This window comes from Undibacterium sp. TJN25 (genome assembly GCF_049339885.1).
Classification (GTDB): domain Bacteria; phylum Pseudomonadota; class Gammaproteobacteria; order Burkholderiales; family Burkholderiaceae_D; genus Undibacterium.
Map to the genome: position 1 here is coordinate 95,021 of NZ_JBMPPM010000005.1, position 26,590 is coordinate 121,610.

Here is a 26,590-nt window from a genome sequence, read left to right on the forward strand (position 1 = left end):
CCGGGCTACCCCGGCCAGCGATCTTGATGCAATTCGCTATTGTAAAAGCGAGCAAAGAAAATCAACTCACCAGCCATCTCCGTATGGCAAAACTCAAGCCATCCACCATCGCCACCAACAACAGCATCGCGACAATGACCGTTGCTGCGGTGGGCATCTGGAACAGCGACAGGTGATACTTCAGCATCTGTCCCAGGCCGCCCGCGCCGACCACGCCGAGGATGGCGGCTGCGCGGATGTTGTTTTCCCAGCGGTACAGCGTATAGGACAGCATCTGCGGCAAGCGTTGCGGTAGCGTGGCGTAGAGGAAAGCAGCGACGGCGGTGGCGCCGTTGGTGCGCAGCGTGGATTCCGGCAGCGGGGAGGCATTTTCCAGCGCTTCGGCAAACAGGCGGCCCAGTACGCCCGTGGTGTGGGCTGCCAGTGCAATGGTGCCGGCAAAGGGGCCCAGGCCGGCAGCGATCAGCATGATGGAGGCCCATACCAGTTCGGGGATGGCGCGGGCAATATTCAGCAATAGGCGTGTGACATACATGGCGGGTTTGCCGAAACGGCCGCTGGCGGGCAGCGCCATGACAATACCGAGCAGGGCGGCGATGCCGGTGCCCAGCGCCGACATCGCCAGCGTTTCCAGCGATGCAGTCAGCACTTTTTGCAGTAGCGGCACGGCGGTATTCATTGGTGCAAATTCACCGAAAAATTTCCATGTGCTGCCCATGGCTTCGGCAGAAAACAAGGCGCCCCAGTCTATGCCGAGGCTGACGAAGCTGGCGATGGTCAGCGCCAGGATGCCGGCCAGTGCCAGCAGTGCAGGAAGGCCGATAAGGACAGGCGCCTTGGGCAGGACGTTATCGCTCATTCCAACCCTTTCCTGAACAATTTGCTGACCACGTCCGCCGCCGCCACCAGCAGCACGAAGACGATCAGCATGGTCGAGACTTCGCTACCGGCCAGCATCTTGATGGACTCATCCATGCGCTGCCCCAGGCCGCCCGCCCCGACATAGCCCATCACCACCGAGCCGCGTATTGCGCACTCCCAGCGATAGATCGTATAGGACATCAGTTCCGTCGCTGCGCTGGGCAGCGTGCCGTAGAAGAAGGCCGCCAGCCGGCTGCTGCCGTTGCGCAGCAGGGTGTCGGTGGCATGGGTGTCGCTGGATTCCAGGATTTCTGCATATACCTTGCCGAGCATGCCGCAATAGGTCAGCGCGATTGCCAGTACGGCGGCAGCGGGGCCGAGGCCGAAGATGCGGACGAAGATCAGTGCCCACACCAGCTCAGGGACGCTGCGCAGCAGCACCAGCAGCCAGCGCACCGTCTGGCGCAGCAGCCATGCCGGCATGCTCATGCGGCCGCTGCCCAGGCGCGAAATCGACAGGTGCTCGTTGACGATCAGCGTCAGCGGAATGGCGCCCAGCATGGCGAGCACCATGCCGGCGGTGGCCATGGCGATGGTTTGCCAGGTTGCTTCCAGCACCAGCAGCAGGAAATCGCCTGAATGTGCGGGCGGGAAAAATGCCGAAAGAAAGCGCCAGGTAGAGCTCAGACTTTGCTGATCCAGCAATTGCCAGGGTTTAAATTCGGTCATCACCAGCGCAGGCCACAGGATAACCAGTGCCAGCACGGTAGTGGTAATGCGGCCGCGCCATGCGGGGTCGCGCTCCGGGCCGGCCTGGCTGGCGCTTAGCACGCTTTCAGAAGCAGCGGGATTCATCGATTGCACAAGTTTCATCCGGCAGTTCTGCCGCCGGCGTTTTGCTGCCGCCATCGGTGGCTGCGTTTCTATATAAGGCAGCGATCATCTCGTCCGTTACTTTATGGGTGTCGAACATGATTTTGCCATCGCGCAGGCCGATGATGCGCGGGAAATGCGCGCGCGCCAGTTCTACCTGGTGCAGGCTGCAGATCAGGCTCGCCTTGCGTGCCCCGGCTTCCTCCTGCAGGCTGCGCAGCGTTTGCAATGCCAGCGTGGGATCGAGGGCAGACAGCGGTTCGTCCACCAGCAGCAGCCTGGCGTCCGATAAAATCAGACGGGCCAGGCCGCAACGCTGGCGTTCGCCGCCGGAGAGGCGGTCCACGCGTGAATACAGCTTATGCTGCAGCTGGAAGCGTCCCAGCGCCTCCCACGCGGCAGCGGGATCGACCGGTTTGATCAGATTGCGTACCGCGCGCGCCAATGACCATGCCGGCAAGCTGCCGGCCAGCACTGCAGTGACCACGCGCTGCCTGGGCGGCAGCGGCGGCGTCTGCGGCGCCAGGAACAGGCTGCGCCGCAACAAGTGCCGGTCATGGTGGCTCAGTGCCCATGGCTGCTGGCCGGACAACTGGTAGTCGCCCTGTTCCGGCTTGTAGGCGCATGCCAGCGTGTGCAGCAGCGTGGTCTTGCCGGCGCCGGACGGCCCTATCAGCGCGACCTGTTCGCCTTCTTCCACTTGTAGCGAGACGTCGTTGAGAGCCCAGCCGGCGGCCGGGTTACCCGAAGAAGGGTGCCTTACATGTACAGCTTGCAGCTTCAGCATTACTTCAGCAGCCCCGCATTCTGTGCCGCGCTTTCAATCGACTTGTAGTTGTCTGCTTTGGTGGTAATGAAATGGGATGTGCGCTGCAGGTCGAGGATTTCCTTGTCCTTGGGGTCGTTCGGGTTCAGGGACAGGAAGGCGTCGGTAATTTTCTTGCGCAACTCGGCCGGCATGTCGGCGCGTACCGACCAGTTGTAGTCGAAATAACCGGGCGTCGTGTAGAACACATGTACCTGTTTGGTATCGACCTTGTTTTCGCTGATGAGTTTTTCCCACACCGAGATGTTCAGCGCGCCGGCGTCCACCTTGCCGCCGGCAACTGCTGCCACCGTGGCGTCATGGGCGCCGGAGAAGGCGATACGCTTCATGTCGGTATCCGGGTTGATCTTGGCGGCGAGCAGGTAATAGCGCGGCATCAGATGGCCGGATGTGGACGATTCCGAACCGAAAGTGAAGGTCTTGCCTTTCAGGTCTTCCAGCTTGTTGATGGCAGGGCTGGTGGTGATGAATACCGATTTGAACTTTTCATCTTCCTCGCGCTGCACCAGCGGAATGACCTGGTCCTTGCTGCGCACTTTTGCCTGGATGAAAGTGAAGCCGCCAAACCAGACCATGTCCAGTTTATGGTTGATCAGGCCCTCTACCGACGCTGCATAGTCGGTCACCGGCGTAAACTCCACTTTCATGCCCAGTTTCTTTTCCAGGTAAGCACCCAAAGGCTTGAACTTGCGCTGCAGCTCGGTCGGCGCTTCGTCAGGAATCGCGGAAACGCGCAATACTTGCTGGGCCAGGCTGGAGCCGGCGGCGAGCATCATGGAGGCGGCAAATACGGAGCAGAGGACTTGTCTTCTGGAAAATGTAGGCATGGCTGGGCTTTCTATATGATGGTCGGGTTTGCGAGGAGTCTGACGTTATTATCGACGATCGATTATGATAATGAGGAATTGTAATGATTGTGTGTAATTCCGAACAGAGCGGAGTGCCTGCATGATAGACCATTAGCACCTGTTTCGAGCAGCTTTCAGGGCTTTTTTGGACATGCCGGCACCAACCCGCTTGCTCTCGATGGCCTCCACAGGCGAACCACCAGCATAGGCGACAAGAAGATGCGAGACGATCTGCAGGGCCAATTCATACAGTTGTACCGCGAAGATGCCGACGAACTGACTACACGCCTGCGCATAGAGCTCAGTAACAGCCTGCTGGCGCCGCAGGCCAGCCTTTCCCCCAAATATTTCTACGACACGCTGGGTTCGCGCCTGTTCCAGGCAATCTGCGCATTGCCTGAATATTACCCCACCCGTACCGAGGCGGCCATTTTTGCGCGATACCGGTCGGAAATGGCGCAATCTACAGGCACGGGGAACACGATGATAGACCTGGGCGCGGGCGATTGCGCCAAGGCCGCGTCGCTGTTTGATGTCTTGCAGCCGCAACAGTATGTGCCGGTGGATATATCCGTAGACTTCGTGCGCAGTGCGGTGGAAAGTTTGCAATGCACCCATCCTCAAATAGAGATGCTGGGCGTGGGCATGGATTTTTCTGCGCGACTGGACTTGCCGGACGAGGTAAGGCGTGAGAAACGCCTGTTTTTTTACCCAGGCTCGTCCATCGGCAACTTCACGCTGCGCGAGGCGATTGCCTTCCTGCGCAGGATGAAGCTGGCTTGCGGCGAGGACGGCGGCGTGCTGATAGGCGTGGATCTGGTCAAGGACAAGGCTGTGCTGGAGCCGGCCTATGACGATGCGCTGGGACTGACTTCCGCCTTCAACCTGAACATCCTGAACAATATCAACCGCCTGCTGGCCGCCGATTTTGAACTGAAAGACTGGCAGCACCGCGCCTTTTTCCACCAGGAGAAGCAGCGCATAGAAATGTACCTGGAAGCCAGGCATGACCTGAGCGTGCACTGGCAGGGCAAGCAGCGCGACTTTGTGCGCGGCGAGCGCATCCATACCGAAAACAGCTATAAATACACGCCTGAAAGCTTTACCGGTGCGCTGAACGAAGCCGGATTTGCCAACACGCGCATGTGGACCGATGAGCAGGGCTGGTTCGCGGTCTTCCATGCGACGCCCTAGCGGACATGCAAGCATTAAAGAAAATTATAAAATTAACCACAAAATTTGCTGCGCTTGTGGCATGATGCCCGATATCCCAACATCGAACATCAACCACATCGGAGCGCATGATGCCGCAACAGGTGCTGATTATCCATGGCTGGAGTGACACTTCCGCCTCCTTTCATCCTCTGGCCGACTTCCTTGAAGATAACGGCTATCAGGCCCGGGAAATGTGGCTCGGCGACTATATCTCCCTGGATGATGATGTCCGGGTGGCCGACGTTGGCAGGAGCATGGGCGAAGTCATCGATGCGATGCTGGGCACGGGCGAGCTGGAACCCAGTTTTGACGTAATCGTACACAGTACCGGCGGCCTGGTTGCCAGGGAGTGGCTGACGACGCACTATCGCGGCAAGGCAGAAACCTGTCCGATGAAGCGGCTGGTGATGCTGGCGCCTGCCAACTTCGGCTCCAAACTGGCGGCTACCGGCAAGAGTTTCCTCGGCCGCCTTGCCAAAGGGTATAACAACGGTTTCCAGACCGGCCAGGCGATGCTCAATGACCTGGAGCTGTCCTCGCCCTATCAATGGGAGCTGGCGCAGCGCGACCTGCTGAAAGCGCCGGATGCCGCGGATACGAACCACTATTACGGCGCAGACCGGGTCTGGCCCTTTGTCATTGTCGGCACGCATCCTTACAATAGCCTGTTCCGCCAGCTCATCAATGAAAATGGCGCCGACGGCACCGTGCGCGTATGTGCGGCCAATATGAACGCCCGCGGCGCCACCATCAATTTTAATGCTGACAGCCCGGACCAGGCTGTCACTGTCTGGGAGTCGCGGCTGGAAGCAGAGGTGCCGCTGGCAGTATTGCCGACCCGCACGCACGGTTCCATTACCGACCCGGACCGCGCGGTGGCAGACAACCAGGATGGCATTCCGGAAAGTGAAGCCGAGAAGGCGCGGCTGGGCCAGCTGGTTCTGCAGGCACTCTCTTGCGGCAGCTTCACTGCCTATCAGAAGATACAGGCGGAATGGGATGCGCTCAGCGAAGCGACCGCTGCGCTGGCGCGCGCAGACCAGGGCAGCGCGCTGACCGATAAGAGCTTGCAGATCTACCACCAGTATATGCAGGCCAATTGTTATGTCGTGGACGATTTCGGCAAGCCTGTGCCGGATTATTTCCTGGAATTCTCTCCCGGTGTCAAAGATCCGGCCTATGACGAGGCCAACCTTTACATTCACGCGCATGTGATCGAAGACGTCAAGATTAATTCGCAGAATGCCGCCTTGCGCAATATCTACTTCGACCGTTCCGACCTGATGTACGGCTACTACCCTTTGCTGAGCCAGGATGCAGATCCGGTGCTGATGATGTCAGTATCGGCGGCTTCACCCGGCCCCAATATCGATTACTTCACCCGCGACGGCAGGCTGGGCAGCATGGAAATTCCCCTGCATTTCCAGGGCGAGCTGACCAAACGCTGGCTGAGGCGGAACGCTACGCACTTCCTGCAGATTGTGATTCCGCGCGTGCCCAAGGAAAATGTGTTCAAGTTGACGCGCGTCGGCTAAGGCATTTTGCCACCATCGGCAGGCGGCGTGGTTACAGCACCGCCCGCTGTTCCCGGCTGCCCTCTATCTGGAGCGGTGTTCAATCAAAAAACGCGATATCCCAGTTGTTTTTTAGGCACATTTTTGTTTGCGGCGAACGGGAGTGAGGCTATTTCCACTAATCCACTTTGTTAATTGTCGTACATACCAAACGTCATTTTGCAACCTATACTAAGATATAGTAGATTAGCTCAAGGAAACAAAATGCAGTGGCGGGCCAGGGAATGCTGAAAGCACGTCTTCCCTACCTTGCCCCGGTAAGGACATCATGCTGAACCCACACTTTATTACCGTCTCCGATTGCCTGCGCAACCAGTTTTCACTGGTCCGCACCCGTTCTGTTACCTTGTCGGAGCCCTTGTCCGAAGAGGATTGCTGCGTGCAGGCCATGCCGGATGCCAGCCCCATCAAATGGCACCTTGCGCATACGACGTGGTTCTTTGAGACCTTTATCCTGGAAAAATTCGAAACCGATTTCCAGGCCCATGACCCGGCATTTCGCGTACTGTACAACTCTTATTACAACGGTGTCGGCGACAAGCATCCGCGCGCGCAGCGCGGCATGCTGACGCGGCCGTCCTTGGCGGAGGTGCTGGCTTACCGTACCAATGTCGATGACCGGGTGCAGGCGCTGCTGGCAAAGCATGACCTGTTCAGCCCGCATTCCAAGGAATTGGCCATGCTGGTGGAACTGGGTCTGCAGCATGAGCAGCAGCATCAGGAACTGATGATGACGGACCTGAAGTATCTGCTGTCGCTGAATCCGCTGAAACCTGCCTATTCCGGCGAGGCGCTGGAACCGGCGCTAACGCCGCCGGCAATCGCATGGCTGGAGTTTGATGCCGGCGTGGTGGAAATAGGGCACGCGTCGGACAGCTTCTGCTTCGACAATGAATTGCCGAAGCACCGCCAGTTTGTCGAAAAATTCTCGCTGGCTTCGCGTCTGGTCACCAATGGCGAATATCTGGAGTTTGTCAAAGCGGGCGGCTACCAGGAGCCGACTCTGTGGCTGTCTGAAGGCTGGGACTGGGTCAGGACGGAGCGGCTCGGCCATCCTTTGTACTGGCATCCGGCGCTTTCCGCCAGCCCGGACGAAAAACATACGACCTGGCTGGAGTTCACGCTGCACGGCTTGCTGCCGCTGGATCTTCACCGGCCGGTGACGCATCTTTCTTTTTTTGAAGCCGAAGCTTACGCCCGCTGGGTAGGCGCGCGCCTGCCGACCGAATCCGAGTGGGAGCATGCGGCGTGCAAGGTGGACATGATTCCCGGCAACCTGGTTCCCAACCTGCATCCCGAACCCAGCACCAACCATGCTGCGTTGACGGACACGTTCGGCGTTGCCTGGCAGTGGACCACCAGCAGCTATGCGCCCTATCCCGGTTATGTATCTGCCGAAGGGGCAATCGGAGAATACAATGGCAAGTTCATGGTGAACCAATATGTGCTTCGGGGTTCTTCGTGCGCCACGCCGACAGGGCACGCGAGGGCGACTTACCGCAACTTCTTCCCGTCTACCGCAAGGTGGCAGTTTACGGGAATACGGCTGGCCAAATAATGTTACGGCGGAGGTCGCGCAACGCAAACAAGCCGGCGAATGCCGGCTTGTTTGCGATAATACCTTCAGCGCGTGCCGGCTTCGCTGCTTAGGCTGCCATTCCCACCTGGCCTGCGGCATAATCCCTGTTCACCGCGCTCAGTACGGCCTTGAACGAGGCTGTGACAATATTTTCATCAATGCCGACGCCGAACCTGGTCGGGCCGTTTCCGACGCGTACCTCGATATAGCAGGCTGCCTGCGCGTTGGCGCCGGCGCCTATCGAATGCTCATGGTAATCCATCACCCTGATATCCTGGCCTGTGGACTGGAATGCATGCACGATGGCGTCGATGGGACCATTCCCTGCACCATGGATCGCTTGTGGCTGTCCATGGTGCAGCAGATCAATGTGCAGTTGTACCTGCGACTGTTCTGATGGCGATTTTCTGTTTTCCAGAATGTAGTGTGCCTGATAGGCGTAAGGTGCTTGTGCTTCCAGGTATTCCTGGCGGAAGATGGAATGGATATTGTCGGCGGTCATTTCCTTGCCGCTTTCATCGGCAACAGCCTGTACCGCGCGGCTGAACTCGATTTGCAGGCGGCGCGGCAGCGCAAGGCCGTATTCCTGCTCCAGCAGGAAGGCCATGCCGCCCTTGCCGGACTGGCTGTTGACACGGATAACCGCGTCGTAGCTGCGGCCGAGGTCGGCCGGGTCGATAGGCAAATAAGGAACTTCCCAGATGGCGTCCTTGTCTTGCTTGGCGAAACCCTTCTTGATGGCGTCCTGGTGTGAGCCGGAAAAAGCGGTAAAGACCAGGTCGCCGACATACGGATGGCGAGGATGCACCGGCAGCTGGTTACATTCCTCCACGCACTGCCGCACTGCATCGATGTCGGAAAAATCCAGGCCGGGATGCACGCCCTGTGTATACAAATTCAGCGCCAGCGTCACCAGATCCACGTTGCCGGTGCGCTCGCCGTTGCCGAACAGGCAGCCTTCCACGCGGTCGGCGCCGGCCATGACGGCCAGCTCGGCGGAAGCGACGGCGGTGCCGCGGTCGTTGTGCGGATGCACGCTGAGCACAATGGAGTCGCGCCTTGCGAGATTCCTGTGCATCCACTCTATCTGGTCTGCATAGACATTGGGCGTCGTGCATTCAACAGTAGAGGGCAGGTTGACGATCATCTTGCGCTGCGGTGTTGGCTGCCAGACGTCGGCGACGGCATCGCAGATTTCCTTGGAAAAATCCAGTTCCGCCATGCTGAAGGTTTCAGGCGAATATTCGAAAATCCATTCGGTCTCCGGCCGCGCATCGGTCAGCTGTTTGATCAATGTCGTGCCGGTAACCGCGATGGTTTTCACTTCTTCGCGCGTCATGCCGAACACGATGCGCCGGAAGGCAGGCGCAACCGGGTTATACAAATGGATGATGGCGCGCTTTGCGCCCTGGACCGAATCCACGGTGCGGCGGATCAGGTCTTCACGCGACTGTGTCAGCACTTCTATCGTCACGTCATCGGGGATGCGGTCCTCCGTCACCAGCTTGCGCACGAAATCAAAATCGGTATCGGATGCCGAGGGAAAGGCGACTTCAATCTCCTTCACGCCTATCTTGACGAGCATTTCAAAGAAGCGCAATTTCTTCGCGGCGCTCATCGGCTCTATCAGCGCCTGGTTGCCGTCACGCAGATCCGTGCTCATCCAGACCGGGGGCTTGCTGATGACCTGGTTGGGCCAGGTCCGGTCAGTCAACTGCACAGCAGGGAAGGGGCGATATTTTGCAGAAGGATTAGGTGACATCATGATACTTTCTCCAGTAGGGACGGCAGCTCGCCTTGGCGCGGTGCCGGTAGGTTTTAACGGTAATTAAAATGAAACGTAGCGGGGATGTGGCGGAAGGCTAACTGGCTGCCACTTACGAACTTAACGCGAGGCCAGGTAACCGGTCGGTAGCAGTAGCGATAGTAGTGGCGATAGCAGCAGGGCGAACAATGCCTGCAGGCGCACAGCAACGCTCATAGCGATGACGTCGCTTTGAGATATCGTTACGGTGGCTGCGCGTGGGTGCATGTCGGCTCTCTGTTGGATCAGTTCGGCTGATCCGGTACTGCTTGCATGGGGTGGAATTTACTTCTGGGTACAGCGTGCTGCTACGACTAGATTATTTGACTAGTAGTAGAGTTAGTAGTGTTAGCAGCATCAATGCGGAAGACGCCAGCAGCAAGTCTTGCTTGGTGTGGGTCAGTTTCCTGGCAGTTGATGTGGAGTGTTTCGGGTGCATGGAATCTAATATAAATGAATATTCGGGACCGCGTCAACTGTTTATTTAGCTGACGCTGGAAATTGCCGTCATGTCGCTCAGCGGCATCTGCACGCTCTGGTTGCGGCCATTCTGTTTCGCTTTATACAAGGCTGCGTCCGCGCATTTCAGCAATATTTTCAGGTCGCCTTCATTTTCCTGATTGTAGGTACTGAGGCCGATGCTGATGCTCAATTGCTGCGCGACCCTGGATTTTACGTGCGAGAGGGCGAGGTTCCAGATTGCCGAGCGCAGTTTTTCCGCAAACTGCAAGGCAGACTCTTCCGGCATGTTGGGCAGCATCAGGATGAATTCCTCGCCGCCGTATCGCGCCAGCACATCGGTGGACCGGTACAGCTGTGCCTTCAGCGTGTTGGCGACCGCAGTCAGTGTTTTGTCGCCCGCGAAGTGCCCGTAATAATCGTTGTATTCCTTGAAGAAATCGATATCGATCATGAAAACGGTCAGCGGCAATTTTTCGCGCCGCGAGTGGCCCACCGCCATCTTGTAGTGTTCGTCGAAGAAGCGCCGGTTGTAAATGCCGGTAAGGCTGTCGGTAGTCGCTTCCACCTTCAGCATCTCGGAATGCGAACGCAGCATTTTTTCACGCTTGATGGACGTGCTGGAGTCTGTAATTTGTATCAGGCAGCAGCGCGCGCCATCCGCTCCGGCCAGCGGCGTGATCGAAATGGATTGATGCATGCGGATTTTTTCATTACCTAGTTCCGCAGGATCAAACAAGGGCAAAGGAGCGCGGTGTAAGGCGTTCGACAATAGCACCGGCAGGCCGTGGTTCAGTGTATTTCTCACTGCTGTCAGGAACGCAGGCGCAGGCACGCTTTCAAATGCATCCGCCAGTTTTTTTCCGGACACCTGCTCCTGGGGCAGGTTGCTGTGCTTGCTCATCCAGTCGTTCCACAGCAAGACCCTCTCGTCCGCGTCAACCATGATCAATCCCAGGTTGACGGCGTTGAAGATCTGTTCCGTGTACGAGGCAGATAAATCGGGCAAATTCCGAGATTGCGAGGGCATTAAATACTTTCCAGATAACGCTCTATATGTGAGACGAGGTTCTTCAATGATACCGAGCTGAGCAGGAACACCAGATGGCCTTCGGAAAGGCGCTTTTCGATGATCAGGTCGATATGCAGGATCAGGATGAAAGGCTGATCGGTATTCTCTCCTATGCGCCTGAAAAGCTCATCGGTAGAGGCTACCGTGTAGCTGGGCAGCGAGCTGCTCAGCGAGATTTTCAGCATGTCTGCCATTGCCGACAGGCAGGCGTTCAGGATGATGTTGCCGAGTTCGCACATCGCATCCTGTTCGAACTCCGCCAGTTCTTCGGTGCTCATTTGCGAACCCATCATGTCGCGAACGATTTCCAGTGCATGGTGTTCGGTAAATAACAGTAGTGCCTTGGCATCGAAAGGACCGGTAAACTGCTGTGTGACGGCGCCAAACTTGGCACTGTTCATTGCCATGATAGCGGCGTTGACTTCCGAAGATTTCTTGATTTCCACGGATGGTACAGACAGCTTCACTTCGTCGCCGACAATTTCGCTGAGACTGGCAGCAGCGCGACCGGCGCCGATGTTGAACACTTCAGCCAGCGCATCCAGGTGGATGTCGGTCAGGGTATTCACTTTGCGCCCTTGAAGTGGTCGAGTGCATGGGCGATGGATTTTTCCGTCACCGGTTTGGCGACGAAGACGGCGCCCACCGCATTGGAGCGCATCTGGAAGCTTTCCTGGATATTGGCGGAAAAAATGACGATGCGCATGGCAGGATGTTTCTGCAGGATCTGTTCAGCAGCGTCGGTGCCCAGTATGCCGGGCATGTTGATGTCCATCGTGCAGTAGTCCGGGCGCTGGTTATCGGCAGCCACGATGGCATCGTTGCCATTGGTCGCCTCCAGAATTTCCCATTCAGGATGGACAGCCTTGATGTGCGCGCGGATGACCATGCGCGATACTTTGCTGTCGTCAACGATCAATAGTTTTTTAATACTGTTTTCAGATGCCATGATATTTCTCTACGTTTCGACGCTCGTTCCCGTCCACACATTCTACCTTAGCCCGAAGGCAATCATGCGTCAAAGAATGTCAACTTTTCCTGCTTTTCCATGTTCCATCCGGGGGCCGGTTATCCATGAAGAAAGCGGCCGCACACGCTGCTGTGGCCCGTGGTAAAAATGGCAACCATCGGGCTATTTTGGAATATCTTCCCTTATTCCCGCCTTACGCAGCCGTCTCCACAAGGTCGTGCGGCTGATTCCGAGGTGGGCGGCGACTGCCTCACGCTTGTTGTCGAAGCGCAGCATCAGTGCCGTGAGAAAGGGGCCATCAGCGCCTCCATCAGCCGCCGCGATGGCCGGCAGTGCATCGCTTGAAGAGTCGGGTGTTTGATAGGGCAGGGCAGGCACGGAGGAGTGCGTTGCATTCATCGTGATTTCCGGCGCAATCCTTGCGACAAAGCTGGGTGTGAGTGCCTGCAAGGGCTGGGCCGCGAGGAATAGCGCCAGCCTTTCCATCAGGTTGCGCAACTCCCTAACGTTGCCTGGCCACGCATAGGCCTTTAACAAGTCGGCGCATGCCAGCACTTCGGCGTGCAGGTTAGCGTGCGGGCGTGTGCCCAGCGCCGCCAGTGCTGTTTTCAGGCTCCATTCCGCGAGTTCTGCCAGGTCTTCGCTTCTGTCGCAGAGTGCAGGAAGCTGCAGGCGCAGCACCGCCAGACGGTAGTACAGGTCGGAGCGGAAGCGGCCTTCGCGCATTCGCGCTTCCAGGTCGCAGTGCGTGGCGCTGATGATGCGCACGTCCACCGGGATAGGCCGGGTGCCGCCCACCCGTACAATTTCGCGCTCTTCCAGCACCCGCAGCAGCCGTGTTTGCAGGCTGGTCGGCATTTCGCCTATCTCGTCCAGAAATAGCGTGCCGCGGTGTGCCGCTTCAAACAGGCCGGCGTGGCCGCCGCGGCGGGAGCCCGTGAACGCACCCTCCTCATAGCCGAATAATTCGGATTCCAGCAAGGATTCGGCAATGGCGCCGCAATTGACGGCGACAAAGGCCTGCCGCGCGCGCGGGCTTTCCCTGTGCATCGCCTGGGCTGCCAGTTCCTTGCCGGTGCCGGTTTGGCCCTGGATCAGCACGGTGGCGGGCGATCGGGCAAATAGCGTAATCGACTGGCGCACCGCCTGCATGGCCTGCGATTCTCCGCGCAAATCGTTGATGCCATGCCGGGCGCGCAAGGAATCCGCGACGGGGTAGCTGCGCCCGCGCGTGGATTCCAGCCGGGTAAGGCGGGCGATCTCCAGCGCGTCGTCGAAGGCCTGCCGTATCGATGCCGCGGAGTACACGAAGATGCCTGTGAGCCCGGCTTCTTCGGCCAGGTCGGTGATCAGTCCGGCGCCGACCACGGCCTGGATGCCGGCAGCTTTCAGTTCGCTGATCTGGGCCCGCGCGTCTTCTTCTGTCACATAGGTGCGCTGCACGATGCGAAAGCCGAAAGTGGTCATGAACTCGGTCAGTTCCGGCATCGTTTCCTGATAGGTGATCAGGCCGATTTCCGCCGATACCTTGCGCGCACGCGCCAGTGCCTGCATCACGTCGAAACCGCTGGCTCTGGCAATAACCACCGGTATAGATAGGCGGCTTTTCAGGTAGGCGCCGTTTGAGCCGGCGGCGATCACTGCATCGCAGCGTTCCGTTTTCAGGCGCTCGCGGATGTGGATCGCCGCCTCTTCAAATCCCATGTGGATGGGTTCGATAGCGGCGCTGGCATCGTATTCGACCATGATGTCGCGGAACAGGTCGAACAGGCGTGAGATGGATACGGTCCAGATCACGGGTTTATCGCTACTGTCGCGCGGCAGAGCAGGAGAAGTTCGCATGTTTCAGAAATGTTTCAAATTTTGTTTCAAATTCCAGAGTGAAACGTATTATGAAACATATTTGCGATGCTGTGTTGTCGCGGCTCTAGCCCATGCCGGCTTAAGTGTTTGATTTGCAAGGGCATATCGTTAGAGCGTCTGTAAAAGCCCGTACTGGCATGGCGATTGCACTATAACGAACATTGTCGTACACATTTAAACATTCAAAAAGGATGCAAATGAGCAATTATTCTGCAGGCGCCGCTTTCCGTAAGGCGGTACAGGAAGAGTCCCCCTTGCAACTCGTCGGCGCGATCAATGCCAATCACGCGTTGTTGGCCAAGCGCGCTGGCTTCAAAGCCATCTACCTGTCCGGCGGCGGAGTTGCCGCGGGTTCGCTGGGCTTGCCTGACCTGGGCATCTCCAACCTGGACGACGTCTTGACCGACGTGCGCCGTATTACCGATGTGTGCGACCTGCCGCTGATGGTCGACGTGGACACCGGTTTCGGCGCGTCGGCGTTCAATGTGGCGCGCACCGTCAAATCCATGATCAAGTTCGGCGCTGCGGCCATGCATATCGAAGACCAGGTCGGCGCCAAACGTTGCGGCCACCGCCCGGGCAAGGAAATCGTCAGCAAGGCTGAGATGGTGGACCGCATCAAGGCGGCAGTGGATGCCCGCACCGATGAAAATTTCGTCATCATGGCGCGTACCGATGCCCTGGCCGTGGAAGGACTGGATGCCGCGATAGAACGTGCCGTGGCCTGCGTGGAAGCGGGTGCGGACATGATCTTCCCGGAAGCAATCACCGACCTGAGCATGTACAAGCAATTTGCCAGCGCGGTCAAGGTGCCTATCCTGGCGAATATCACGGAATTCGGCGCCACGCCGCTGTTTACGGTGGAAGAGTTGAAAACTGCCGACGTTGGCATCGTGCTGTATCCGCTGTCGGCTTTCCGCGCGATGAACAAGGCGGCAGAAAATGTATACACGGCAATCCGCCGCGACGGCACGCAGAAGAGCGTCGTCGATACCATGCAGACACGCATGGAATTGTACGACCGCATCAACTACCATGATTTTGAGCAGAAGCTGGATGCCCTGTTTGCCCAGCAAAAGAGTAAATAAACAGAATTGCTGAAGGCGTAGCGGCCATGCGCCTGCCTTCTATCCATACCTATATACTGGAGATACCAAATGACAGAAACAACTGGCTTCAAGCCCAAAAAATCCGTTGCGCTGTCCGGCGTCACTGCCGGCAATACCGCGCTGTGCACAGTCGGCAAGACAGGCAACGACCTGCATTACCGCGGCTACGACATCCTGGATGTGGCGGACTCCTGCGAGTTTGAAGAAATCGCGCATCTGCTGGTACACGGCAAGCTGCCTACCGTTGCAGAGCTGCGTGCCTACAAGGCCAAGTTGAAAGCCCTGCGCGGCTTGCCTGCCAACGTGAAAGCGGCGCTGGAATGGCTGCCTGCATCGTCCCATCCCATGGACGTGATGCGCACCGGCGTGTCCGCGCTGGGTTGCGTATTGCCCGAGAAAGACGACCACAATACGCCAGGCGCGCGCGACATCGCCGACCGCCTGATGGCTTCGCTCGGTTCCATGCTGCTGTACTGGTACCACTACAGCCACAACGGCAAGCGCATCGAAGTGGAAACCGATGATGAATCCATAGGCGGCCACTTTCTGCACCTGCTGCATGGCGTCAAACCTTCCGACGAATGGGAAAAAGCGATGCACACGTCGCTGATCCTGTACGCCGAACACGAATTCAATGCGTCGACATTCGCCAGCCGCGTCATCGCCGGCACAGGTTCCGACATGTATTCCGCCATCACCGGCGGCATAGGCGCGTTGCGCGGTCCTAAACATGGCGGCGCCAACGAAGTCGCGTTTGAAATCCAGAAGCGCTACGACAATCCGGATGAAGCCGAAGCCGATGTCAAAAAGCGCGTGGAAAACAAGGAAGTCATCATCGGTTTCGGCCATCCTGTGTACACGATCTCCGATCCGCGCAACAAGGTCATCAAGGAAGTGGCGCGCAAGCTGTCCAAGGAGGCCGGTTCGACGAAGATGTTCGATATCGCCGAGCGCCTGGAAACGGTCATGTGGGATATCAAGAAGATGTTCCCGAATCTGGACTGGTTCTCCGCCGTGTCCTACCACATGATGGGTGTGCCGACCGCGATGTTCACGCCGCTGTTCGTGATCGCGCGTACCTCCGGCTGGGCTGCCCACATCATCGAGCAGCGTATCGACAACAAGATCATCCGCCCAAGCGCCAATTACGTCGGGCCGGAAGACCTGAAGTTTGTCCCGATCAAGAGCCGCAAATAAAAATAAAATAAAAGCAGCTTTGATTGCTTCTTTTTTCAATGAGCCATGAATACTGAGCCATGAATACCTTACACCGAAAACCCCTGCCGGGCACCAAGCTGGATTATTTCGATGCGCGCGCCGCGGTCGATGCAATCCAGCCCGGCGCTTATGCAAAATTGCCGTACACATCGCGCGTGCTGGCGGAAAACCTGCTGCGCCGTTGCGATCCTGCGACCCTGACCGATTCGCTCAAGCAATTGATCGAACGCAAGCGCGACCTGGACTTCCCATGGTTCCCGGCACGTGTGGTCTGCCATGACATCCTCGGCCAGACCGCGCTGGTTGACTTGGCCGGCCTGCGTGATGCCATTGCTGCACAGGGCGGCGATCCCGCGCTGGTCAATCCTGTGGTATCGACACAGCTGGTCGTGGACCATTCGCTGGCGGTGGAGTGCGGCGGCTTCGATGAAAACGCGTTTGAAAAAAACCGCGCTATCGAAGATCGCCGTAACGAAGACCGCTTCCATTTTATCGACTGGACCAAGAAGGCGTTCAAGAACGTTGACGTCATCCCTCCAGGCAACGGTATCCTGCACCAGATCAACCTGGAACGTATGTCGCCTGTGGTGCAGGTACAGAACGGCGTGGCCTTTCCGGACACGCTGGTCGGCACCGATAGCCATACGCCGATGGTGGATGCATTGGGTGTCATCGCTATCGGCGTCGGCGGCCTGGAGGCAGAAAGCGTGATGCTGGGCCGTGCGTCGTGGATGCGCCTGCCGGACATCATCGGCGTGGAGCTGACCGGCAAACCGCAGCCGGGCATCACCGCGACCGACACCGTGCTGGCGTTGACCGAATTCCTGCGCAAGCAAAAGGTTGTGTCTTCCTATCTGGAGTTCTATGGCGAAGGCGCTTCTCACCTGACGCTGGGCGACCGTGCGACCATCTCCAACATGGCGCCGGAATTCGGCTCTACGGCGGCGATGTTCTACATCGACGAGCAGACCATCAAATACCTGAAACTGACCGGCCGCGACGACGCACTTGTTTCGCTGGTGGAAACCTACGCACGGGAAACCGGACTGTGGGCCGACAGCCTGAAGACTGCCGAATACGAAAGAGTCATCAGCTTCGACCTGTCGTCGGTGGTGCGCAATATCGCCGGCCCTTCCAATCCGCACAACCGTGTGCCGACGTCTGAGCTGGCTGCGCGTGGCATCAGCGGCACGGTGGAAAATGAACCAGGTCTGATGCCTGATGGCGCCGTCATCATCGCTGCGATCACCAGCTGCACCAACACCAATAATCCGCGCAACATGATCGCTGCCGGCCTGATCGCGCGCAATGCAAACAGGCTGGGCCTGTTGCGCAAACCGTGGGTGAAAAGTTCGCTGGCGCCCGGTTCCAAGACGGTTGCACTGTACCTGGAAGAGGCAGGCCTGCTGCCGGAGCTTGAAAAGCTCGGCTTCGGCGTCGTCGCCTTTGCCTGCACTACCTGCAACGGCATGAGCGGTGCGCTGGATCCGGTCATCCAGAAGGAAGTCGTGGACCGCGACCTGTATGCGACCGCGGTGCTGTCCGGCAACCGCAATTTCGATGGCCGCATCCATCCGTATGCAAAACAGGCGTTCCTGGCATCGCCTCCGCTGGTCGTCGCGTATGCGATTGCCGGCACCATCCGTTTCGATATTGAAAAGGACATCCTCGGGACCGACGCCAACGGCAATCCCGTGCGGCTGGCCGACATCTGGCCTAGCGATGAGGAAATTGACGCCATCGTTGCAAGCAGCGTGAAGCCCGAGCAGTTCCGCAATGTGTACAACCCGATGTTTACCTTTAGCGTGGAAACCGGGCCCAAGGTTAGCCCGCTGTACGACTGGCGCCCACAGAGCACCTATATTCGCCGCCCTCCGTATTGGGAAGGCGCACTCGCAGGCGAGCGCAGCCTGAAGGGCATGCGGCCGCTGGCGGTTTTGCCCGACAATATCACCACCGACCATTTGTCGCCATCGAACGCGATCATGCTCGACAGCGCTGCTGGCGAATACCTGGCTAAAATGGGTTTGCCGGAAGAGGACTTCAACTCCTATGCAACGCACCGCGGCGACCATCTGACGGCACAGCGGGCAACCTTCGCCAATCCGACGCTGAAGAATGAAATGGTCATCGTGGACGGCAAGGTAAAAGCGGGTTCCCTGACGCGTGTGGAGCCGGAAGGCAAGGTCATGCGCATGTGGGAAGCGATCGAAACCTATATGGAGCGCAAGCAGCCGCTGATCATCATTGCCGGCGCCGACTACGGGCAGGGATCTTCGCGCGACTGGGCTGCCAAGGGGGTACGTCTGGCAGGTGTAGAGGCTATTGCTGCCGAAGGCTTCGAACGTATCCACCGCACCAACCTGGTCGGCATGGGCGTGCTGCCGCTGGAATTCAAGGCAGGCACTGACCGCAAGACCCTCGCCATCGATGGTAGCGAAACTTTCGATGTGCTTGGCGAGTGCACACCGCGCTCCACGCTGACATTGGTCATCACACGTAAACACGGCGAACGCGTTGAAGTACCGGTAACCTGCAGGCTTGATACTGCAGAAGAAGTCGCAATTTATGAAGCCGGCGGCGTGTTGCAGCGTTTCGCGCAGGATTTCCTCGCATCGACAAAGGCTGCTTAGAGTGGATAGGAATATATTGCCATGAGTAATGTGCGTCAAATCAAAATACCAGCCACCTACATTCGCGGCGGCACCAGCAAGGGCGTGTTCTTTCGCCTGCAGGATTTGCCTGCCGTTGCGCAAGCGCCCGGCGCTGCACGCGATGCGCTGCTGCTGCGCGTGATCGGCAGTCCTGATCCTTACGGCAAGCAGATAGACGGTATGGGCGGCGCAACGTCCAGCACCAGCAAGACTGTCATCGTTTCCAAAAGCAGCCAGCCTGGGCACGATGTCGACTACCTGTTCGGCCAGGTGTCGATTGACCAGGCCTTTGTGGACTGGAGCGGTAACTGCGGCAACCTGTCTGCCGCGGTGGGCCCATTTGCCATCAGCGGCGGTCTGGTCGATGCAGGCAAGGTGCCGAAAGATGGTATCGCCGTCATACGGATCTGGCAGGCCAATATCGCCAAAACCATCATCGCGCATGTGCCCATGACCAACGGCGAAGTGCAGGAAACCGGCGACTTTGAGCTGGACGGCGTGACTTTCCCTGCGGCTGAAGTGCAGCTTGAATTCATGGACCCTGCCGCCGAAGAGGAAGGCGTAGGCGGCGCCATGTTCCCGACCCGCCAATTGGTTGACGATCTGGACGTGCCCGGAGTCGGCACGCTGAAGGCCACAATGATCAATGCTGGCATTCCGACCATTTTCGTCAATGCGGAAGCCATTGGCTACAAGGGTACGGAGTTGCAGGATGCAATCAACAGCGATCCCAAGGCGCTGGCCATGTTTGAGACCATACGCGCTCACGGCGCTGTACGCATGGGCCTGATCAAGCATGTGGACGAAGCGGCCAAACGCCAGCATACGCCGAAGCTTGCGTTTGTCGCGAGGCCGGCCGATTATATTTCTTCCAGCGGCAAGCAGGTCTCGGCTGCCGACGTTGATTTACTGGTGCGCGCCATGTCCATGGGCAAGCTGCATCACGCGATGATGGGTACGGCGGCTGTTGCAATCGGCACCGCTGCGGCGATTCCCGGCACTCTGGTCAATCTGGCTGCCGGCGGCGGCGCACGCAGCGCCGTGCGCTTCGGCCATCCATCCGGCACCTTGCGGGTCGGCGCCGAAGCCAGCGAGAGCAACGGCGAATGGAGTGTCACCAAGGCCATCATGAGCCGCAGTGCGCGCGTGCTGATGGAAGGCTGGATAAGGGTACCCGGCGATGCTTTTTAACGCAGGGAAACGGCCGCTGTAAAACAGATGGCAGCCCTGATCTTTTGCCTGCATGGAAAGCGCAACGGTGCAAGCCGCTGCGCTTTTTTTATTGGCGCTGCACTATACGGTGTAATGCTGATGCCGTGGAAAAAATAGGTATCAAAGCGGAGAAAAAATTTTCAGCGTAAGAGAGTGGTAAGCCATCAGCCCTACACTGGATAAATAAAGAAAAACGGAGACTGGCATGCGCTATTCTGAGTTTTATCAGCAGTCGGTGAACGACCCGGAAGCCTTCTGGGCCAATGAGGCAAAACTGATTCATTGGCACCAGCCATTTTCGCAGGTCCTGGATGAATCCAATCCGCCGTTCACCAGATGGTTCTCCGGCGGCCTGACCAATCTTTGCCATAACGCGGTAGACCGCTGGCTGGACAGCCAGGCTGAAAAGCCCGCGCTGATCGCCGTTTCTACCGAAACCAATACCGAACGTACCTACACCTTTGCCGAGTTGCATGCAGAGATTAACCGAGCAGCGGCGATGATGCTGGAGCTGGGCGTCAGCAAGGGCGACCGCGTGCTGATCTACATGCCGATGATCGCGGAAGCCGCGTTTGCGATGCTGGCCTGTGCAAGGATAGGCGCGGTGCATTCGGTGGTGTTCGGCGGATTTGCGTCGAAGAGCCTGTCCAGCCGCATTGACGATGCCAAGCCGGTGCTGATCGTATCTGCCGATGCTGGCATGCGCGGCGGCAAGGTGGTGCCTTACAAGCCTTTGCTGGACGAGGCCACCAACCTGGCGGCACACAAGCCGCAGCATGTGCTGCTGGTCAACCGTGGGCTGGAAGCGATGAAGCTGAACGCAGGCCGCGATGCAGATTATGCCGCCTTGCGCGAGCGCCATTTTGATGCCCAGGTGCCGGTGACGTGGCTGGAATCGAATGACATGTCGTACATACTGTACACGTCCGGTACTACGGGCAAGCCCAAGGGTGTGCAGCGTGATGTAGGCGGCTGTGCGGTGGCGCTGGCTTCTTCGATGAAGCATATCTTTTGCGGCATTCCGGGCGAAACCTATTTCGCTACCTCCGACATAGGCTGGGTGGTCGGCCATTCCTATATCGTGTATGGCCCGCTGATTGCCGGCATGGCCACTATCATGTATGAAGGCACGCCGATAAGGCCCGATGCGGGCATCTGGTGGAGCATCGTGGAAAAATACAAGGTTACAAGAATGTTCTCCGCACCGACCGCGGTGCGCGTGCTGAAAAAATATCCGCCGGAACTGATGCACAAATACGACCTGTCTTCGCTGAAGGCCTTCTACCTGGCCGGGGAGCCGCTGGATGAGACCACATCGAGCTGGATCGCAGGCGAACTGGGCGTTCCCGTCATCGACAATTACTGGCAGACCGAAACCGGCTGGCCTATCCTGACAGTCGCTCACGGTGTGGAGGACACGCCCACGCGGCTTGGCAGCCCCGGCATTGCGATGTACGGCTACAAGGTGCAGATACTGGACGACGCCACCGGTGAAGAATGCCCGCCCAACCAGAAAGGCGTTGTCGTCATCAAAGGCCCGCTGCCGCCGGGCTGCATGCAAACGGTGTATGGCGACGACCAGCGTTTCGTACAGACCTACTGGTCCAATTTTGCCGGGCAGCAGGTGTATTCAAGCTTCGACTGGGGCATCCGCGATGCGGATGGCTATTACTTCATCCTCGGCCGCACCGATGACGTCATCAATGTAGCCGGCCACCGCCTCGGCACCCGCGAGATCGAGGAAAGCATTTCCAGCCATCCGCAAATATCCGAGGTGGCCGTTGTTGGTGTGGAAGACAAGGTGAGGGGCCAGGCCGCGGTGGCATTCGCAATCCTGCGTAATCCTGACCTGGCTGCATCTCCCGAGGCGCGTAGGGCGCTGGAGGGAGATGTGATGGCTGTCGTGGACAGGCAACTGGGCGCCATCGCACGGCCTTCGCGGGTGTATTTTGTGCCCATGCTGCCCAAGACGCGGTCGGGGAAACTGTTGCGGCGGGCTATACAGGCGATCTGCGAAGGCAAGGATCCGGGGGATTTGACGACGATTGAGGATCCTGCTTCCTTGGTGCAGATTCGGGAGGTATTGGCTTTGTGATTCTCCGCTTGTAAGCAGATACCGTTTCGCAGGTACGGGGCAGTGCCCCGAGAAACTCCTGCTACACCTCGGGCGAGGCCCAATTCGGCTCCATTTTTTGTGATGCATGAAAGCCGCGATGTAGTAGGGAATTCGTGCAGCATGCTGCACGCCTGCGTAAGGGGTTTATCTTGAAGGCAAGATGCCTTCCCTTTAGGGACACAGGGCCCCGGCGGGTAAGGTCAAAAGCAACGGCAAAGCAAAGCAATTTCCAGCCGATTTAGCTTGAGCAGCCAAGCTTCTGTAGTGGCCAGATACAGCCTAGCCTACAGCTTTTTCTGTTCTTCTATCCACTTATCCATCTTCACTTCAAGCAAAGCCAGGGGTAGGGTTCCGTCGCTGAGAATAGCATCATTGAATGCGCTGAGCTTAAACTTGGGTCCTAATGCTGCCGTTGCGCGCTGGCGTAGTTCCATGATTTTCAGCGAGCCTATCTTATACCCCAATGCCTGGCCCGGCCAGGCCATGTAGCGCTCGGTGGCGTTGCGGGCGTCGGCTTCGCTGTAGCCCAGGGTCGCGCGCAGGTATTGTATGGTCTGTTCGCGGGTCCAGCCTTTGGCGTGCAGGCCGGTGTCCACTACCAGGCGCGATGCGCGCAGCAGTTCATCCGTCAGATGGCCTTCATAGGCATTCGGGTCTTCGTACAGGCCCATCTCGCGGCCCAGGGTTTCTGCATATAGCGCCCAGCCTTCAGTAAAGGCGTTGTTACCGCCGAATTTACGGAATTTCGGGATATCCATTTCCTGCATCAGCGCCAGGTGGAAATGGTGGCCCGGCTGTCCTTCGTGCAGGAACAGCGTGGTCATTTCCGTGTTTGCATATTGTTTCGGATCGGTGATGACGGCCCAGAAAATACCGGGGCGCGAGCCATCTGCCGCAGGTGGCGCATAGTGGTCGGAGGCCGTATCGCGGCTGATTTCCGGTTCAGGGCGTATGTCCAGCGGGGTTTTGGGAATGACGTTGAACAGGCTCGGCAGCTTGGTCTTGATCCTGGCGTTCAGCGCTTTATAGGCATCCAGGATTTCTGCTTCGCTGGTGAAGGGTTTGTATCTGGCCTGTTCCGCCATCCAGCCGGGCAGGCCTGCAGGTTCGCCGGCATAACCCAACTGTGGGCCGAGCTTGGCAAATTCAGCCTGTATGCGCGCGACTTCCCGCAGGCCTATTGCGTGGATTTCTTCGGGCTCCAGCGTTGTCGTGGTCTGGCTTTGCACGTAGGCTTTGTACCACGCTGCGCCATTGGGCAGGGCGCCGAGGCCGGAGGTCTGCCTGCTGGCGGCCAGATAATCGGTTTCCAGGAACTGGTCCAGCTTGCGCAGCGAAGGGATGAGCTTGTCGTGGATGGCATCGCGATAGGCTGCCGTCAGCCTGGTTTTATCTGCTTCAGGGAAATTGGCCGGCATATCCTTGATGGGCTGGTAATACGGATGTTCTTCCGCAGTGGCGGTGACCAGCTTCTGGAATTGCGGAATAGCTGAAGTAACCAGTGCGCGCGGCAAGACGATGCCGCGCCGCATGCCTTCATGCATGTTCAGCATGGCCTGATCTATCCAGGCCGGCAGCTGCGTCAGCCGCCGCAGAAAAATATCGTATTGCGCAACGGTCTGCAACGGTTGCGAGCTTTGTCCGCCGGCCAGGTTGGCCAGCGTAACGGGCACGCTATCCATCTGGTTCAGCGGAAGCAGATAGTCGCTGAAATGCTCCAGCTTCAGCGCGGTATTGATTTCATAAGTGAGGATGTCGTAGCTGACAGCATCCGTATGGTTTAGCGCCTGGCGCGGTATGGCTTTCAATTTACGGGCGATGTCATGGTACAGCGCGATTTCCTTTGCACGGACTTTCGGCGCAATGGTCATCGACAGACGGTCGTCAAAGCGGTTGTCTCCGTTGAAGGTTGCCGAAAACGGTTCCAGCCGGGCCTGCTGCTCATAGTAGTAGTCGGCCAGCGCGTTCAATTGCTTGCCGGCCTGGGCGTTTGTCGCCACCATGGATGGGGCAAGCTGTGGAGTAGCTCCGGCGTGGCTTAAGGGCGACAGCGCCAGCAATAGGGCGGCACCCAGTAGGCTCAGGGGTAGCGCCAGTGCGCGGGATGTCAAAGCTTGCTTCATGAATTGTTTCCTTGATAAGGAGGCGCGGGATTTTGCAAGCCGGTTGGATCGAACGCGGGCGCTAAAGTTCAATAGATCACTTTTTTTGCAGCAAGCGGCGCGACACGATCTGTACGATGACAGCTGCAGCGAGTGCCAGCGGGAAGCTGCCCGCGATACCCAGGGGGACCAGGCTCAGGTTGAGCACGACGCAGAATGTGGCAAAGGAATACCATCCATAGACCATGCCTCGTAAAAGATGAATGGCGAATCCATGGCCGGCGCTGCGATGGGAAAACACGACCAGTACCGTGCCCATGACCGGGAACATTGCAAACAGGCCGCTCAGGCGCGGCCCCAGCGCTGCGGCAAAGTAGGTAACGCTGAGTACCAGCAGTGCGCCCGTACCCATGCGCATGGGAAGATCAAAGTTGCCCGCACGCGGCGGCTTTCCCGTATCAGGTGTCACCGGAAACAAGGCCGGCGAAAAGTAGAGTGCCGTAACGACCAGCGCAAAGAGCAGCGCCAGCGGCGGTATCCAGCCGGTCAGCGCAGAGACTGCCACCGCATAGGCGAAAAAGCCGCACAGCAAGCAAAGATGCCAGCGCAGGCGGGTGGCTGCCCAGGAGTAGGCGAGGCCGAATACAAGAATGGCGATGACGGCCGCCAGTGTGCCTTCGCTGGCGGAACGGGCAAAATCGACTCCGCGCTCCATGGCAATAAAGAACAGGATGGGACCTGCAACAATGGGGAAGGCGGATAGCCAGCCGGCGATCGTCGCTCCCCATCTGCGGCCAGCCAGCGTAACGGCTCCAATCAGGCTGGGCACCAGCAAAAGTTTCAGGACAAGTATAGTGGGCATGGAAAAGAAATGATGGCGAGGCGGCGGTGCCCAGGGTCAAGAAAAAGACGCGGTAACAGGACGAGGCGTGACGCATGCTCTCGTCCTCGATTGCGGGATAGGTTCAATATCTTGGCGGCCCTTATTTCTGTCCGCCAGGAGCGGTGCTGCCGACCTTGCCGCGCAATATCAGCAAGGCCAGTCCGCCTGCGATCAGTCCCCAGAATGCCGACCCTATGCCCAGCAGCGATACGCCGGACGCGGTGACCAGGAAGGTAATCAGCGCAGGTTCGCGGTCGCGTTCAGTGCTCAGCGCCAGCACCAGGCCGTTGCCTATCGTGCCCAGCAGTGCCAGGCCGGCGATGGCCAGCACCAGTTCGCGCGGGAAGGCGGCAAATACGGCGGCGACGGTGGCGCCGAACAGGCCCACCAGCAGATAGAAAAAACCGGCAGACAAGGCGGCTACATAGCGTTTGGACGGATCTTCATGCGCTTCCCGGCCCAGGCAGATGGCGGCGGTGATCGCCGCGAGGTTGATCGCAAAGGCGCCGAACGGCGCCAGCAACAGCGTGGCCAGGCCTGTCCAGCCCACCAGCGGGGAGACCGGCGCCTCATAGCCGGATGCGCGTATTGTGGCAACGCCTGGCAGATTCTGCGACGCCATCGTCACAATGAAGAGCGGCAGTGCAACGCCGACGAAGGCGTGCAGTGAAAACGCCGGCATCGTGAAGACGGGTTTTGCCAATTCCAGCGTCACGGTATTCAATTGCAGCAGGCCCATGCCGGCAGCAATGGCAATGCCCGCCAGCAGTGCGCCTATCACCGCATAGCGCGGCAACAGCCGGCGCATCAGCAGATAAGCCAGCAGCATTGCCAGCACCATACTGAACTGCGTCTTCAGTGCAGTAAAAGCATCGAGGCCGAAGCGCAGCAGGATGCCGGCCAGCATGCCGGACGCAATCGCCATCGGGATGCGGTTCATGACCTTTTCAAACCAGCCGGTGAAGCCGCTGACAGCGATCAGCGCAGCGGAGATCAGGAAGGCGCCTATCGCCTCCGGCATGCTGACACCCGCGGTACTCGTAATCAGCAGCGCCGCGCCTGACGTGGACCAGGCAGTGGCGACGGGAATGCGATAGCGCAGCGACAAGCCTATGCAGGTCAGTCCCATACCCAGGCCCAGCGCCCACATCCATGAGCCGGCTTGCGCCGTGGTCGCTCCCAGCGCGCTGGCGGCCTGGAAAACGATGACTGCCGAGCTTGTAAAGCCGACCAGCACCGTGACAAAACCGGCAATCACGGCGGAAATGGAAAAATCTTTTAAAAAGGCCATAAGCGTGGCTGGCAGCCAGTGACACCTTGCTGCCATCTGAGGAAAGAAAGGGATTATTGGG

At 58.3% G+C, this 26,590-nt stretch carries 21 protein-coding genes; 8 read left to right on the forward strand and 13 right to left on the reverse strand.

The annotated features are described in order from the left end of the window. Positions 1 to 61: 61 nt before the first annotated feature. Genes phnE through ACO0LO_RS13815 form a run of 4 tightly spaced genes read right to left on the reverse strand, consistent with a single transcriptional unit; the run spans position 62 to position 3,387 of the window. Positions 62 to 859 carry a phosphonate ABC transporter, permease protein PhnE gene (gene phnE, locus ACO0LO_RS13800; protein ID WP_422964804.1) on the reverse strand — a complete coding sequence of 266 codons (798 nt, stop codon included), beginning with the start codon at positions 857 to 859 and terminating at the stop codon, positions 62 to 64. Continuing rightward, positions 856 to 1,716, reverse strand: coding sequence for a PhnE/PtxC family ABC transporter permease (locus tag ACO0LO_RS13805; protein WP_422965160.1), 861 nt, complete (start codon positions 1,714 to 1,716; stop codon positions 856 to 858). The genes phnE and ACO0LO_RS13805 overlap by 4 nt, the downstream gene beginning before the upstream one ends. Beyond that, complete coding sequence (locus ACO0LO_RS13810) at positions 1,697 to 2,521, reverse strand: phosphonate ABC transporter ATP-binding protein (protein ID WP_422964805.1); 825 nt, start codon at positions 2,519 to 2,521, stop codon at positions 1,697 to 1,699. Before ACO0LO_RS13810 ends, ACO0LO_RS13805 begins: the two co-directional genes overlap by 20 nt. Next, positions 2,521 to 3,387, reverse strand: coding sequence for a putative selenate ABC transporter substrate-binding protein (locus ACO0LO_RS13815; RefSeq protein ID WP_422964806.1), 867 nt, complete (start codon positions 3,385 to 3,387; stop codon positions 2,521 to 2,523). The genes ACO0LO_RS13810 and ACO0LO_RS13815 overlap by 1 nt, the downstream gene beginning before the upstream one ends. Positions 3,388 to 3,627: 240 nt before the next feature. Between ACO0LO_RS13815 and egtD the strand changes: the two genes are divergently transcribed. The 3 genes from egtD to egtB all read left to right on the forward strand — a co-directional run bounded on the left by egtD (position 3,628) and on the right by egtB (position 7,755). Further along, on the forward strand, positions 3,628 to 4,602 hold the full coding sequence (gene egtD / locus ACO0LO_RS13820; protein ID WP_422964807.1) for an L-histidine N(alpha)-methyltransferase: 975 nt from the start codon (positions 3,628 to 3,630) through the stop codon (positions 4,600 to 4,602). 107 nt (positions 4,603 to 4,709) lie between these two features. Continuing rightward, a complete protein-coding gene (locus ACO0LO_RS13825) occupies positions 4,710 to 6,158 on the forward strand; it encodes an esterase/lipase family protein (RefSeq protein WP_422964808.1) in 1,449 nt (482 codons plus the stop codon). 307 nt (positions 6,159 to 6,465) lie between these two features. Next, positions 6,466 to 7,755, forward strand: a complete 1,290-nt coding sequence (gene egtB / locus ACO0LO_RS13830) for an ergothioneine biosynthesis protein EgtB (RefSeq protein ID WP_422964809.1) — start codon at positions 6,466 to 6,468, stop codon at positions 7,753 to 7,755. Between the two features lie 88 nt (positions 7,756 to 7,843). Here egtB and leuA read toward each other — a convergent pair whose 3' ends face one another. From leuA to prpR, 6 genes are all read right to left on the reverse strand, one after another. Further along, a complete protein-coding gene (gene leuA / locus ACO0LO_RS13835; RefSeq protein ID WP_422964810.1) occupies positions 7,844 to 9,541 on the reverse strand; it encodes a 2-isopropylmalate synthase in 1,698 nt (565 codons plus the stop codon). 120 nt (positions 9,542 to 9,661) lie between these two features. Next, a complete protein-coding gene (locus ACO0LO_RS13840; RefSeq protein WP_422964811.1) occupies positions 9,662 to 9,808 on the reverse strand; it encodes a hypothetical protein in 147 nt (48 codons plus the stop codon). 256 nt (positions 9,809 to 10,064) lie between these two features. After that, complete coding sequence (locus ACO0LO_RS13845) at positions 10,065 to 11,069, reverse strand: diguanylate cyclase (RefSeq protein WP_422964812.1); 1,005 nt, start codon at positions 11,067 to 11,069, stop codon at positions 10,065 to 10,067. After that, entirely contained in the window at positions 11,069 to 11,680 is a 612-nt protein-coding gene (locus ACO0LO_RS13850) for a chemotaxis protein CheX (RefSeq protein ID WP_422964813.1), read from the reverse strand. The genes ACO0LO_RS13845 and ACO0LO_RS13850 overlap by 1 nt, the downstream gene beginning before the upstream one ends. Next, the gene (locus tag ACO0LO_RS13855; RefSeq protein ID WP_422964814.1) at positions 11,677 to 12,060 is read right to left on the reverse strand and encodes a response regulator transcription factor; all 384 of its coding nucleotides are present in this window, start codon (positions 12,058 to 12,060) and stop codon (positions 11,677 to 11,679) included. The genes ACO0LO_RS13850 and ACO0LO_RS13855 overlap by 4 nt, the downstream gene beginning before the upstream one ends. Before the next feature lie 183 nt (positions 12,061 to 12,243). After that, positions 12,244 to 13,923, reverse strand: a complete 1,680-nt coding sequence (gene prpR / locus ACO0LO_RS13860) for a propionate catabolism operon regulatory protein PrpR (RefSeq protein WP_422964815.1) — start codon at positions 13,921 to 13,923, stop codon at positions 12,244 to 12,246. A gap of 218 nt (positions 13,924 to 14,141) precedes the next feature. On the opposite strand from prpR, the gene prpB reads away from it, so the two are divergent. The 5 genes from prpB (at position 14,142) to ACO0LO_RS13885 (ending at position 22,232) form a co-directional block, all read left to right on the forward strand. Further along, positions 14,142 to 15,032, forward strand: a complete 891-nt coding sequence (prpB, locus tag ACO0LO_RS13865) for a methylisocitrate lyase (protein ID WP_422964816.1) — start codon at positions 14,142 to 14,144, stop codon at positions 15,030 to 15,032. Positions 15,033 to 15,101: 69 nt separating this feature from the next. Next, the gene (gene prpC, locus ACO0LO_RS13870; protein WP_422964817.1) at positions 15,102 to 16,250 is read left to right on the forward strand and encodes a bifunctional 2-methylcitrate synthase/citrate synthase; all 1,149 of its coding nucleotides are present in this window, start codon (positions 15,102 to 15,104) and stop codon (positions 16,248 to 16,250) included. Positions 16,251 to 16,309: 59 nt separating this feature from the next. Then, positions 16,310 to 18,904 carry a Fe/S-dependent 2-methylisocitrate dehydratase AcnD gene (gene acnD / locus ACO0LO_RS13875; protein ID WP_422964818.1) on the forward strand — a complete coding sequence of 865 codons (2,595 nt, stop codon included), beginning with the start codon at positions 16,310 to 16,312 and terminating at the stop codon, positions 18,902 to 18,904. A gap of 21 nt (positions 18,905 to 18,925) precedes the next feature. Next, positions 18,926 to 20,116 (forward strand): 2-methylaconitate cis-trans isomerase PrpF, encoded by a 1,191-nt coding sequence (prpF, locus tag ACO0LO_RS13880; RefSeq protein ID WP_422964819.1) that lies wholly within the window; start codon positions 18,926 to 18,928, stop codon positions 20,114 to 20,116. 226 nt (positions 20,117 to 20,342) lie between these two features. Further along, positions 20,343 to 22,232 carry a propionate--CoA ligase gene (locus ACO0LO_RS13885; RefSeq protein ID WP_422964820.1) on the forward strand — a complete coding sequence of 630 codons (1,890 nt, stop codon included), beginning with the start codon at positions 20,343 to 20,345 and terminating at the stop codon, positions 22,230 to 22,232. 305 nt (positions 22,233 to 22,537) lie between these two features. On the opposite strand, the gene ACO0LO_RS13890 is transcribed toward ACO0LO_RS13885, so the two are convergent. The 3 genes from ACO0LO_RS13890 to ACO0LO_RS13900 all read right to left on the reverse strand — a co-directional run bounded on the left by ACO0LO_RS13890 (position 22,538) and on the right by ACO0LO_RS13900 (position 26,529). Then, the gene (locus tag ACO0LO_RS13890) at positions 22,538 to 24,376 is read right to left on the reverse strand and encodes a DUF885 domain-containing protein (protein ID WP_422964821.1); all 1,839 of its coding nucleotides are present in this window, start codon (positions 24,374 to 24,376) and stop codon (positions 22,538 to 22,540) included. A 76-nt stretch (positions 24,377 to 24,452) separates the two neighbouring features. Then, positions 24,453 to 25,217 (reverse strand): hypothetical protein, encoded by a 765-nt coding sequence (locus ACO0LO_RS13895; protein ID WP_422964822.1) that lies wholly within the window; start codon positions 25,215 to 25,217, stop codon positions 24,453 to 24,455. A gap of 121 nt (positions 25,218 to 25,338) precedes the next feature. Beyond that, positions 25,339 to 26,529 (reverse strand): benzoate/H(+) symporter BenE family transporter, encoded by a 1,191-nt coding sequence (locus tag ACO0LO_RS13900; protein WP_422964823.1) that lies wholly within the window; start codon positions 26,527 to 26,529, stop codon positions 25,339 to 25,341. Positions 26,530 to 26,590: the final 61 nt, after the last annotated feature.